Annotated in this window: 12 protein-coding genes; 7 read left to right on the top strand and 5 right to left on the bottom strand. The window is 70.5% G+C overall.

Annotation, left to right across the window (positions count from 1 at the left end; translation table 11 throughout):
• Positions 1-25 precede the first annotated feature (25 nt).
• Entirely contained in the window at positions 26-919 is an 894-nt protein-coding gene (locus tag MYL53_RS08960) for a LysR substrate-binding domain-containing protein (RefSeq protein ID WP_247853357.1), read from the bottom strand.
• 119 nt (positions 920-1,038) lie between these two features.
• Between MYL53_RS08960 and MYL53_RS08955 the strand changes: the two genes are divergently transcribed.
• Both MYL53_RS08955 and MYL53_RS08950 read left to right on the top strand, forming a co-directional pair.
• The gene (locus MYL53_RS08955; RefSeq protein ID WP_247853356.1) at positions 1,039-1,962 is read left to right on the top strand and encodes an AEC family transporter; all 924 of its coding nucleotides are present in this window, start codon (positions 1,039-1,041) and stop codon (positions 1,960-1,962) included.
• A gap of 149 nt (positions 1,963-2,111) precedes the next feature.
• Entirely contained in the window at positions 2,112-2,510 is a 399-nt protein-coding gene (locus MYL53_RS08950; protein WP_247853354.1) for a cupin domain-containing protein, read from the top strand.
• Positions 2,511-2,594: 84 nt separating this feature from the next.
• Here MYL53_RS08950 and MYL53_RS08945 read toward each other — a convergent pair whose 3' ends face one another.
• From MYL53_RS08945 to kynU, 4 genes are all read right to left on the bottom strand, one after another.
• Complete coding sequence (locus MYL53_RS08945; RefSeq protein WP_247853352.1) at positions 2,595-4,070, bottom strand: protein adenylyltransferase SelO; 1,476 nt, start codon at positions 4,068-4,070, stop codon at positions 2,595-2,597.
• Positions 4,071-4,100: 30 nt separating this feature from the next.
• A complete protein-coding gene (locus MYL53_RS08940) occupies positions 4,101-5,591 on the bottom strand; it encodes a DUF2252 family protein (protein ID WP_425591744.1) in 1,491 nt (496 codons plus the stop codon).
• 79 nt (positions 5,592-5,670) lie between these two features.
• Positions 5,671-6,468 carry an alpha/beta hydrolase gene (locus MYL53_RS08935; RefSeq protein ID WP_247853350.1) on the bottom strand — a complete coding sequence of 266 codons (798 nt, stop codon included), beginning with the start codon at positions 6,466-6,468 and terminating at the stop codon, positions 5,671-5,673.
• Entirely contained in the window at positions 6,468-7,700 is a 1,233-nt protein-coding gene (gene kynU / locus MYL53_RS08930) for a kynureninase (RefSeq protein ID WP_247853348.1), read from the bottom strand. Before kynU ends, MYL53_RS08935 begins: the two co-directional genes overlap by 1 nt.
• A 135-nt stretch (positions 7,701-7,835) precedes the next feature.
• Between kynU and MYL53_RS08925 the strand changes: the two genes are divergently transcribed.
• The 5 genes from MYL53_RS08925 (at position 7,836) to MYL53_RS08905 (ending at position 12,166) form a co-directional block, all read left to right on the top strand.
• Complete coding sequence (locus tag MYL53_RS08925; RefSeq protein ID WP_247853347.1) at positions 7,836-8,300, top strand: Lrp/AsnC family transcriptional regulator; 465 nt, start codon at positions 7,836-7,838, stop codon at positions 8,298-8,300.
• Positions 8,301-8,383: 83 nt separating this feature from the next.
• Positions 8,384-9,751 carry a DNA-3-methyladenine glycosylase 2 family protein gene (locus MYL53_RS08920; protein ID WP_247853345.1) on the top strand — a complete coding sequence of 456 codons (1,368 nt, stop codon included), beginning with the start codon at positions 8,384-8,386 and terminating at the stop codon, positions 9,749-9,751.
• 18 nt (positions 9,752-9,769) lie between these two features.
• Positions 9,770-10,261 (top strand): methylated-DNA--[protein]-cysteine S-methyltransferase, encoded by a 492-nt coding sequence (locus MYL53_RS08915; RefSeq protein WP_247853343.1) that lies wholly within the window; start codon positions 9,770-9,772, stop codon positions 10,259-10,261.
• Positions 10,262-10,577: 316 nt separating this feature from the next.
• Positions 10,578-11,579: a TRAP transporter substrate-binding protein gene (locus MYL53_RS08910; RefSeq protein ID WP_247853342.1), complete on the top strand. Its 1,002-nt coding sequence runs from the start codon at positions 10,578-10,580 to the stop codon at positions 11,577-11,579.
• 62 nt (positions 11,580-11,641) lie between these two features.
• A complete protein-coding gene (locus MYL53_RS08905; RefSeq protein ID WP_247853341.1) occupies positions 11,642-12,166 on the top strand; it encodes a TRAP transporter small permease subunit in 525 nt (174 codons plus the stop codon).
• Position 12,167 lies beyond the last annotated feature (1 nt).

Genomic DNA, 12,167 nt, shown 5'->3' with positions numbered 1-12,167 from the left:
GCCTCAGTCCACGACACGCCGCCCGCTACGGGGGAGCGGTCGTATCGGTGAACCGCTCGGCGCCTTCCAGAAACGCCGCCAGCGCCGGATTGGCGTTGCGCGGATGCCAGTAGAGCCCCTGCTCGATCGTGGGCGAGGCGTCCAGCGGCCGGAAGACCGCCCCCGGCAGGCGCATGCGACGCATCGAGTCCGGCACCAGCGCCACGCCGAGCCCCTCCGCCACCAGGTTGACGATGGTCTGCTGCAGGTGCGCCTCGAGGCGGATGCGCGGCGCGAAGCGGGCCGCTCGGCAGCAGGCCATGACCGCCTCGTGCAGCGCCGGCGCGGTGGTGGCCGGGAAGGTCACGAAGGCCTCGTCGGCCAGCGCCGCCACGGCGACCCGCGCGTCATCGGCCCGTGGATGATCCTCGGGCAGCACCGCGCACAGCGGCTCGCGATACAGCGGCCGGTAATGCAGCGAGCTGCCCACCAGCAGCGGGAAGCTGATGCCGACGTCGGCCGCGCCGCTCATCAGCGCCTGCTGCAGGTCCCGCGGCAGCGTCTCGTCCAGGGTCAGGACGTCGTCGGGCCAGGCATCGCCATGGGCACGCACCAGCCCCGGCAGCAGGTTCCAGGCCGCGTACATGGTGAAGCCGATGCGCAGCTCGCGGCGGGAAACCTCCGCCGCCGTGCGGGTGGTGTGCACCGCCAGCTCCAGGTCCGACAGCAGCCGCCGGGCATGCTCGAGGAAGTGCTCGCCGGCCGGCGTCAGCGCCACCGAGCGCGAATGACGGGTGAACAGCGGCGTGCCGAGCGCCTCCTCCAGCGCCGCGATCTGGCGGCTCAGCGGCGGCTGGGTGATGTGCAGGCGCTCGGCGGCGCGGCCGAAGTGCAGCGTCTCGGCCAGCGTCACGAAGTAGCGCAGCTGTCGCAGATCCATGGCCGCCCCGATTGATACTTTTAATGCATGAAACACGAGATTAAACGGCATTAGACGGTATCGCCAGATCCGCCTAGGCTGGCGTCTTCGTTCTGCCATCGCCCAGGAGCCGCCCCGCCATGTCATCCGTTCTCGGTGTCGTCCTGCCCATCTTCGGCCTGATCCTGGCGGGCTATCTGTGCCGCCGCACCGGCCGGCTGGGCGAGACCGCCGCCGCCGAGCTCAACCGCTTCGTGGTCTGGCTGTGCCTGCCGGCGCTGCTGTTCCGCACCACCGCCACCGCCCGCTGGGAGGAGATCTGGCATACCGGCTTCATCGCCGCCGTGACCCTGCCGACGCTGCTGCTGTTCGCCCTCACCGTGGGCTATCGCCTGCGCGGCCGGCGTCATCTGGTCGACGCCAGCATCGACGGCCTCGGCGCCGCCTACGCCAACACCGGCTACGTGGGCATTCCGCTGAGCCTGCTGGTGCTGGGCGAGGCCGGGCTGGCGCCGGCGCTGATCGCCACCCTGATCGTGGTCTGCGTGCTGTTCGCCATCGCCGTGGTATGCATCGAGATCGGCCTGCAGGCCGAGCAGTCCTACGCCCGGGCGGTGGGCAAGGTGCTCAAGGCGCTGGGCAGGAACCCGCTGGTGGTGTCGCCGCTGCTGGGCGCGCTGTGGGCGATCGGCGGCGCGCCGCTGGCCACGCCGTTCGACGACTTCCTGCGCCTGCTGGGCGACGCCACCACGCCCTGCGCGCTGGTCTCGCTGGGCCTGTTCCTGGCCCAGAAGCAGAGCGGCTCCGCTGACGGCGCCTGGGGGCTGGTCGGCATCAAGCTGCTGGTGCACCCGCTGATCACCTGGGTGCTGGCCTTCCACGTCTTCTCGCTGCCGCCGCTGTGGGCCAAGTCGGCGCTGCTGATGAGCGCGCTGCCCACCGGCACCGGGCCCTACATGCTGGCGGAGTTCTACGGCCGCGAGGCGGCGGTCGTCTCGCGCACCGTGCTGCTCTCGACGCTGGGCTCGGTGGTGACGCTGTCGGCCTGCCTCTACTGGCTTTAATCTCCAGACTCCAGGGCCGCTCGCTCCGCATCTTGACCGCCCTAACTCCCGGGGCTATGCCAAAGGTGGACGACGGACGGCCGTCGTCCCGGAATCATCTTCCGCTCTTCCACCGCACCCTGCCGTCATCCCGACGGCGGGAGGACAACATGAACACGCACGTGATCGGTACCGGTGTCGCCAAGGCGCTCGGCGTGACCCTGCTGGGCATGCCGCTGCTGGCGGCCGGCGATGCCACGACCCTGCTGACGACGGAGCTCGAGGGCATGGAGGGCATGGAGGTCAACGTGGTGAATTTCGAGGTCGGCGCCGACTGGGTCACCGACCGCCATATCCACCCGGGCCACCTGTTCGTCTACGTGACCGAGGGCAGCCTCGAGGTCGCAGTCGAAGGTCAGGAGCCGCGCACCGTCTCGGCCGGCGAGGTCTTCTACGAAATGCCCGACCAGCCGATGGTCGGGCGCACCGTCAGCGCCGAGGGCGCGAAATTCACGGTGTTCCAGATCGGCCCCGCCGGCGAGCCCATCATGGTCTCCCAGCCCGAGTGAGGCTCTCTCCAGAGTTTCTCCCGAACGCACGACGGCCGGCCCGGAGGGCCGGCCGTCGCTTGACGCAGTGACGATGCGCTCGCATCAGGTACCGCAGAAGGTCCGCAGCACCTTCTCGTCGTCCCGCGGCGGGCGGGTGTAGTCGACCTCGCCGGTCGGCGCCTCGAAGGGCCGGGTGATCGCCGCCAGCAGCGCCTCGAAGGGGCCGAAATCGTCGTTCTCGGCCGCCGCGATGGCCTCGGCCACGCGATGATTGCGCGGAATCACCGCCGGATTCACGCCGCGCAGGCGCCGCGCCAGCTCGGCGGCATCGGCCTCCTCGCGGGACAGCCGCTCGCGCCAGCGTGACAGCCAGGCGTCGAGCGCCTCGCGGTCGCCGAACGGCTCGGCCAGGCGCGCCTCGCCCTCGGGGCCGTCCAGGGCATCGGCCAGGCGGCGGAAGCTCAGGGTGAAGTCGGCGCGGGCAGCCTGCATCGCCGCGAGCCAGTCCTCGATCAGGGCGGCGTCGCCCTCCTCCGCCGTCGCCAGGCCCAGCTTGGCGCGCATCACCCGCAGCCGGCTGGCCTCGAAGCGCTCCTCGAAGGCCTTCAGCACCTCGGTGGCGCGCTCGATGGCCCGCTCGCGATCCTCGTCGATCAGCGCCAGCAGCGTCTCGGCGAAGCGCGCCAGGTTCCACTGGGCGATCGGCGGCTGGTTGACGAAGGCGTAGCGGCCGCGCTCGTCGATGGAGCTGAACACGGTGCGCGGGTCGTAGGCGTCCATGAAGGCGCAGGGGCCGTAGTCGATGGTCTCGCCGGAGATCGCCGCGTTGTCGGTGTTCATCACCCCGTGGATGAAGCCAAGCCCCATCCAGCGGGCCACCAGCTCGGCCTGGCGCGCCACCGTCGCCTCGAGCAGGGCCAGATAACGTTCGCTCTCATCTCGTTCCGCAAGATGCGGGTAGTGGCGCTCGATCGCCTCGTCGGCCAGCAGCCGCAAGGCCTCCTGATCGTCACGGGCGGCGAAGTACTGGAAGGTGCCCACCCGCAGGTGGCTGGCGGCGACGCGGGTCAGCACCGCGCCAGGCTCCGGCACGCGACGATAGACCCTCTCACCGGTGGTCACTGCCGCCAGCGCCCGGGTGGTCGGCACGCCCAGAGCATGCATGGCCTCGCTGACCAGGTACTCGCGCAGCACCGGACCCAGCGGCGCGCGGCCGTCGCCGCCGCGGGAGAACGGCGTACGGCCGCTGCCCTTGAGCTGCAGGTCACGTACCCGGCCGGCGCGGTCGGTCACCTCGCCGAGCAGCACCGCCCGGCCGTCGCCGAGCTGGGGCACGAAGTTGCCGAACTGGTGGCCGGCGTAGGCCAGCGCCACCGGCTCGGCGCCCTCGGGCAGCGCATTGCCGGACAACAGCGCGGCGGCCTGCTCGGGGTCGAAGGCGTCGAGATCGAAGCCCAGCGACTCGGCCAGCGGCCGGTTGAAGGCCACCAGCTCGGGGCGCTCGACGGGCACCGGCCGGGCGGGCGCCCGCAACCGGTCGGGGAAGCGCGCATAGCGCAGCGTGAAGGGGGGAAACATGGCGCCTCCTGAATGCGAATTGCCCCCAGCCTACAGCGACCGGGGGCCTGCACCCAAGGCGTATCGGCGCGATTCAGAATGGCGCTGAACGTGGAACACGCCGGGGACGGGTCGAAGAGAGGGCCTACGCCAGGGAAGGCGTCGATAGCGCCCAGGGAGCGGTTCACAGCGCCCCTCGCAGACCCGTCGACGGCGAACGCATCGGTTCCCGTTTACAGAGAATCGACGAAGGTGGCGTGATCCCGGCCCACGCAGTCGGCGTAGCCGAAGGCCAGCGTCGAGATCATGTCCACGAAGTGCGCCTGGCCGCCCTCGACTCGGCCGGTCACCGCCCGGGCGAAGGCGCCGGGATCGTCGGAATTCAGCGCCTGAGCGCCGCGCAGGTGCTCGCGGGCCAGGATCCGGCCCCACTGCTTGGCCAGCTTGCGATAGGGCTTGTCGCCGTCGATCTTGTGGGTCGGGAAGTCCTCCCTTGAACGGCGAGGGCTCGCGCACCGAGAACACCGTGTCGCCCAGATGCAGCCAGCCCAGATAGATGTCCGGGTGCTCGGCGATGGCGGTGAAGGCCGCAGCGTGGCGGGCGCCCTCGTGGGCGAAGGCGCGGCGCCAGTCGCGCTTCTCGGCGGCGTTCATCAGCCGCCAGCCCTCGGGCGCGGTCTGCTGCTTCACGTCGAGGATCACGTCGTCATGGGCATGATCACGCCCGCCCTCGATCAGCACGTAGTAGCGGTCGAGCCCCAGCGAGCCGGTGCCGGCGTCGAGCCGCCGCGCCATGTCCTTGACCCGGAAGTGGTCCTCCTCGGCCTCGGCGCGGGTGCCGCGCAGGGTCTCGCGGTATTCCTCCTCGATGGCCTTGCGCAGCTGGCTGCCCAGGTGGGCCGGCAGGCGAGCCAGCTTCTCCGGGCGCTCGTCGACGGCGAAGCGCCGGCCGTCGTCGCCGAGCACGGTCCACTTGTCGAGCATCTTCGCCCGGCTCTCCTTGCGCGCCACCTTCTCCAGGAAGGGAGCCAGCGGCCCCTTGGCGGTCTCCAGGGTCACCGCCCCCGGCACCTCGCCCTCGGCGTGGTCGTCGAGCTCGTCCAGATAGGCCTCGATGAGCGTCTCGAGCGACTTGTCGATGCCCTTGCGCGAGAGCCCGGCGTTCTCCCGCGCGTCCAGCACCAGGCTGATCGCCAGCCGCCACAGGTCGTACTGGTAGTCGCCGACCATGGCGTCGTCGAAGTCGTCCATGCCGTAGCGCACGGCATCGTCATGGTGGCCGTAGGCGCCGAAGTTGTAGACGTGGGCGTCGCCCTGCAGCCAGGTCTGGGTCTCGGGCAGGCCGCCGTAGAGGGCGAAGCGCCAGTCGTGCCAGACGTCGCTCCAGTACAGGTGGTTGGTGCCGCGGAAGAAGCGATACGGCGATTCCGCGAGCTTGGCGTACTTGGCCTCGCGGTCGTCGTCGTCAAGCGAAGCGTTGGCGGCGGCGATGGCATCGAGCACCTGGCGAGGGCGATTGTGGCGGGTCAGCGGTGGCGTCATGGGGCTTCCTTCTCCGACATGGGCGAACGCCCGCGGGCGCAGCGTTCAGTCAAGCAAGCCCCAGCATCGCCGACAAGGGTTACAGCTGATCGAGCACGTCGAAGTGATCGCAACCGCCCAGATCGACGAGTTCCACCACGCCACCGGCGGCCTCGAGCGCGGCCGCGAAGTCGCGCCCCTGGGAGCGAAACGCGGGCGGGTCGCGCTCGGCGATCACCACCCGGCTCGGCGGCAGCGCGGCGAGATCGCCGAAGCGCGGGCTCAGCCCCCGGAACTGCGCCCGGTCGAGGCCCAGCGGCGCGTTGACGTAGGTGTCCACCAGCGGCGTAAGGTCATAGACGCCGCTGACCAGAAGCAGCTCGTCGACCCGACACTCGCCATCGGCGGCCACCCGACAGGCCAGCTGGGCGCCGGCGCTGTGGCCGCCGAGCGTCACCCGCCCGGTGCCGCCGCGAGCCACCAGCGCCTCACGCGCCATGGCGAGGCCGCGGGCGCACTGGGCGATCATGGTCTCGATCGAGGTCCCGGGCGCCAGCCCGTAGCCCAGCGAGGCGAAGGCCATGCCCCGGGCCAGATAGCGCTCGGCGAGGAAGTCGGTGGCGGTGTGATCGAGCTCCTGCCAGTAGCCGCCGTGGATGAAGGCCATCAGCGGCCAGGGAGACTCTCTCCCGGACATGCGTCCGCTTACGCCCTCGGGAAGGAACAGGTCCAGCCGCGCGTCGGCATCGTCGCCGTCGACCAGTTCGAGCGGCCGATGACGGGCCGACAGCGTGCGGCCGGCGTCCGCCTGGCGCGCCAGGGTGGCCTCGACGTCACGGGCGAAGCGGCTCGGCGAATAGGCATGATCCCGCGCCGCTTGAGCGTCACTATCGGCCATCAGGTCACCGCCCCACGCACGTGGAAGCGCGGCTCGCGGTACTCGCCGCCCTCGACCACCTCGCGGAAGTGCCGCGCGGCCTGCCAGACGTCCTCGAAGCTCAGGTAGAGCGACGTGAAGCCGAAGCGCATCAGGCCCGGCTCGCGGTAGTCGCCGATCACCCCGCGCGCGATCAGCGCCTGGACGATGGCGTAGCCGTTGTCGGCGTCGACCAGCGACACCTGGCTGCCGCGCTCGCCCGCCGACGGGGTGATGTCCGCGATGCCGTGCGCCTCGAACAGATCGGCCAGGCAGTCACGGAACAGCGTGCCCAGCGCCAGGCTCTTCTCCCGCAGCGCCGCCATGTCGACATCGCCCCACATCTCGAGCGAGGCCTCCAGGGCGCTGTAGGCCAGCGCGGAGTGGGTGCCGGTGCGAAAGCGGGTGATGTCGCCGGCCGGGGCATAGTCGGCGTCGAAGGCGAAGGGCGCGGCATGGCCGTGCCAGCCCGAGAGCGGCTGCCAGCCGCCGTCCTGATGGTCGCGGTGCACGTAGAGGAAGCCCGGCGCGCCGGGACCGCCGTTGAGGTACTTGTAGGTGCAGCCCACCGCGTAGCGGGCGCCGCTGCCGGCGAGGTCCACCGGCAGCGCGCCGGCCGAGTGGGCCAGGTCCCAGATCACCTCGGCGCCGGCCTCGTGCACAAGGCGAGTCGTGGCGGCCATGTCACGCAGCCGCCCGGTGCGGTAGTTGACCTGGCTGAGCACTACCACGGCCACGTCGTCCAGGTGGTCGGCGAGCTCGGCGCCCTCGGGCAGCACGCGATGCTCATGGCCCCCGAGCCGGCAGAAGCCCTGGGCGATGTAGCCGTCGGTGGGGAAGTTGCCGCCTTCGCTGAGCACCGCGCCACGGTTGCCATCGCCGCGCCGCTCGAGGATATAGCCCAGCAGCTTGAACAGGTTGAGGGTGATGTTGTCGGTGACGACGACCTCGCCGTCGCGGGCGCCGATCACCGGCGCCAGCCGGTTGCCGAGACGCTCCGGGGCGTCGAACCAGCCCTGGTTCCAGCCGCCGATCAGCTCGTCGCGCCACTGGTCCAGGGTCGCGGCAACGGCCTCGCGGGCGGCCCTCGGCTGGGCACCGAGGGAGTTGCCGTCGAGGTAGATCACCCCCTCGGGCAGAGCAAACAGGGGCTTGAAGCCCGCCAGGGGATCATGACGATCGAGCTCGCGAACGCGGTCCAGGCTGACGCTCATATCGGGTCTCCGCAGGATCAGGGGAAAGGCCTGCGATCATTCTAGGCGAGGACGAACGACGCCCGTTTGCGTTCTCGGGCGCCTCAGGCCACCTTAAACGCAAGAATCTTGCATCCAATAGCCATTACAAGAGAAATGACATCATTCGATCGCTTTGACCTGGCCCTGCTGCAGGCCCTTCAGCGCGACGCCCGCCTGACCCTCGGCGCCCTCTCCGAGGCGGTCAGCCTCTCGCCCAGCCAGTGCTCGCGACGCCTGGCGCGGCTGGAGCGCGACGGCATCGTCCAGGGCTACGCGCTGCGGCTCGACCCTCAGGCGCTGGGCCTGGCGGTGACGGCCTTCATCTCCATTTCCATGGACAAGTCGCGCATGCGCCGCCCGGCCGATGCCGTGGGGGCGCTGCTGGCCCGCGACGAGGTCGTCGAATGCCATACCGTCACCGGCGATCACGACGTCTTTCTCAAGGTGGTGGTGGAGAGCCTGGGCGCGCTCTCGGCCTTCCTCGCCGAGGCGGTGAGCCCGCTCGACGGCGTGCAGAACGTCGCCACCCAGGTGGCCATGGACACGCTCAAGTGCGGCGGGCCGCTGAAGCTAAGCTGATGGTCTCCGCGTCCGTTTCCGGCGAGTCTCTCTACGCCGTCGCGTTACACTGCGATCAGTCAACGAGATCGAGGAGCGCCGTCATGCTGGACCCTGCCCAGTGCCGCCAGGCCCGCCTGGCCCGGGATGCCCGCTTCGACGGCCGCTTCGTGGTCGGCGTGACCAGCACCGGCATCTACTGCCGGCCGATCTGCCCGGCCATCCCGTCGAAAGACACCCGGGTGCACTACTTCGACACGCCCCTGGCCGCCGCCGAGGCCGGCTTCCGGCCTTGCCTGCGCTGCCGGCCCGACAGCGCGCCGGATTCCCCCGCCTGGTGCGGCACCCGCACCACGCTCGAGCGGGCGCTGAGGCTGATCGACGACGGCGCCCTGCGCGACGGCTCGCTGGGCGACCTGTGCCAGCGGCTCGGCGTCGGCGAGCGCCACCTGCGCCGGCTGTTCCACGACGGGCTCGGCGTCTCGCCCAAGGCCTATGCCCAGTACCGCCAGTGCCTGTTCGCCAAGCAGCTGCTGCATCAGACCACGCTGCCGATCACCGACATCGCCTACGCTAGCGGCTTTCGCAGCCTGCGACGCTTCAACGATGCTTTCGTGACCCGCATCGGCCTGGCGCCGCGCGAGCTGCGCCGCCGCCGCGACGCGTCCCCGGCCGGCGAGCCGCTGACGCTGTGGCTGGCCTATCGCCCGCCCTTCGCCTGGCCGGCGCTGCGCGATTTCCACGCCGGCCGCGCCATTCCCGGCCTGGAGTGGGTCGGCGAGGCCCATTACGGCCGGCATATCCGCTGGGGCAGCGCGAGCGGCTCGTTCACCGCCGAACACGTACCAGAGCACCACGCCTTCCGGGTCCGCCTCATGCTCGATGACCTGCGCGCCCTGTCGCCGGCGGTGCGGCGCATCCGCCGGGTGCTGGACCTGGACGCCGACACCGCCACCGTCGAGGCCCACCTGGCCGACGCCTTCCCCGGCCTCGCGCTCGTCGAGGGGCTCAGGCTGCCCGGCCTCTGGTCGCCGTTCGAGGCCGGTGTGCGCGCCATCCTCGGCCAGCAGGTCTCCACCGATGCCGCCCGCAGCCTGGTCACGCGGCTGGTGGAGGCCCTCGGCGAGCCGGCAGGGCACGGCCATCACTTCCCCACGCCCGCGGCCATCGCCGGCAGCGAGCTCGACGAATTGCGCATGCCCGGCGCCCGCAAGGCGACCCTCAGGCGCTTCGCGAGCTGGTACGCTGACGGCGAGGCCGACGACGACCCGCAGGCCTGGACGGCGCTGAAAGGCATCGGGCCCTGGACGGCGAACTACGCGGCGCTGCGCGGCACCGGCGCCCCCGACATCTGGCTGGACGGCGACGCCGGCGTGCGCCGCGCCCTGCCCCGCCTGGAAGGCGAAGACCCGGCCCGAGGGGCGCCCTGGCGCAGCTACCTGACCCTCCAGCTGTGGTCGCAAGCCCTCTGAGAACCAAGGAGCGAGCCAATGACTGACGATGCCCTGGACTACTTCCGCCCGCCGGAGACCGAGGCCCTCGGCCTGATCCGCCTCGGCGCCTCCGATGCGGGGCTGACCGAGATCGCCTTCGTCATGGAGGAGGACGCACCGGCCCGGCCCAACGCCCACACCGAGCGGGCCCGCGCCCAGCTGGCCGAATACTTCGATGGCACCCGCCAGGCCTTCGACCTGCCGCTGGCGCCGGAGGGCACCGACTTCCAGCGTCGCGTCTGGCAGGCGCTCGCCACCATTCCCTTCGGCGAGACCCGCTGCTACGCCGAGATCGCCGAGCAGCTCGGCTGCAAGGGCGGGCAGCGCGCGGTGGGGGCGGCCAACGGCAAGAATCCGCTGGCCATCGTGGTGCCCTGCCACCGGGTGATCGGCAGCGACGGACGCCTCACCGGCTACGCCGGCGGCATCGGCCGCAAGCAGTGGCTGCTGGCGCACGAGGCCGGCGAGATTCCCTTCGCTCTCGGCTGAGCCGAGCGCCCGGCGCGCTTCGCCGACGCGAGGCCCCCGGACCGGCCTCGCGGCGGACTTCCCCGATTTTCTTCTTCTCGTCTCGATCGCCCGCCATGACCGCCTTTCGGCGCTTTTGCTGCATCGCAGCTGACACCTTTGTCTAAGCCGTCCGGTTTGACAGTAGTATTTCACTTAGCCTATTGAAATATATATCAGCACCGCTGATAGACACTTCACATAAGAAAGCGTCGTACGACCGCTTCAAAAACAGCGGCTCGAAACACAGCCGCTCTCAACAACGGCCCATAACAACAACGCCAATATTGGAGACGCCATGAAACGCTCAATGCTCCCCATCGTCGTGGGCACGGCCCTCGCCGCCTCTCTCGCCGGCACCGCCGCCTCGGCCGACACCGTGCTGCGCGCCTCCCACCAGTTCCCCGGCGGCCAGGGCGACGTACGCGACGAGATGGTGCAACTGATGGCCGACAAGGTCGCCGAGGCCGACGTGGGCCTGGAGATCGAGGTCTATCCCGGCCAGTCGCTGTTCAAGGCGCGCGAGCAGTGGCCCGCCCTGTCCCGCGGGCGCCTGGACATCACCGCCCTGCCGCTCGACTACGCCAGCGGCCGCCACCCGGAGTTCTCCGCCACCCTGATGCCCGGCGTGGTGCGCAACCACGAGCACGCGCGCCGCCTCAACGACTCCAAGTTCATGGACATGATCAAGGACGTCATCCACGAGGGCGGCGCGCGGGTGCTGGCCGACGCCTGGCTGGCCGGCGGCTTCGCCTCCACCCAGAACTGCATCACCTCGCCGGAGAGCGTCGAGGGCCAGACCTTCCGCGCCGCCGGCCCGGCCTTCGAGCAGATGCTGGCCGGCGCCGGCGCCTCGATCTCCTCCATGCCGTCGTCCGAGATCTACACCGCCCTGCAGACCGGGGTGCTGGACGCCGCCAACACCTCCTCGATGTCCTTCGTCTCCTACCGCATCTACGAGCAGGTGAAGTGCATGACCGCGCCGGGCGAGCACGCCCTGTGGTTCATGTACGAGCCGATCCTGATCTCCGAGCGCAGCTGGCAGGGCCTCAGCGAGGAGCAGCAGCAGGCGCTGACCGCCGCCGGCCAGGCCGCCGAGGACTTCTTCGCCGAGGAGGCCGCCGGCCTCGATCAGAAGATGATCGACGTCTACGAGGAGAACGGCGTCGAGGTGGTGACCATGAGTCAGGAGGACTACGACGCCTGGCTGGAGATCGCCAAGCAGACCTCCTACCAGAACTTCGCCGAGAACGTCCCCAACGGACAGGCCCTGATCGACGCCGCCCTGGCCGTCGAATAACCGGCTTCCGCCCCCTTCGACACCGGCCCACGGGCCGGTGTCTCTGACTCCGGGAGGACGACATGGCCATGGCCAACACTTCACCCCTGACCCGACGCCTGCCGCTCGTCAGCGGCTACATCAAGCTGATGGACGGCCTCTCCCGCGCCGCCGCCTACGTCGCCTGCGCGCTGTTCCTGGCCGGCGTCGGCGCCATCTGCCACATGGTCTTCGTGCGCTACGTGCTGGGCATGAGCACCAGCTGGCAGACCGAATTCACCATCTTCTCGGTCACCGGCGCCATGCTGCTGGGCAGCGGCTACGTGCTGATGACCGGCGGCCACGTCGCCATCACCCTGCTGCCCGATCTGGTCGGCGGCCTCGGCCGCAGGCTGATGCTGCTGACCGGCTCGCTGGTCGGCCTGGCCTTCTGTGCCGCGCTGTCCTACGGCAGCTGGATCTACGTCGCCGAGGCCTGGCAAGGCCAGTGGACCACCGGCACGGTGTGGAACCCGCCGCTGTGGCCCGCGCTGGTGCCGGTGGCGCTCGGCGCCACCCTGCTGACGCTGCAGTACGTCGCCGAGCTGCTGCGCGGCGAGGAGGAGTGAC

It is taken from the genome of Halomonas getboli (genome assembly GCF_023094245.1).
Taxonomy (GTDB): domain Bacteria; phylum Pseudomonadota; class Gammaproteobacteria; order Pseudomonadales; family Halomonadaceae; genus Halomonas; species Halomonas getboli.
This window is presented reverse-complemented; position numbering and strand designations above follow the sequence as displayed.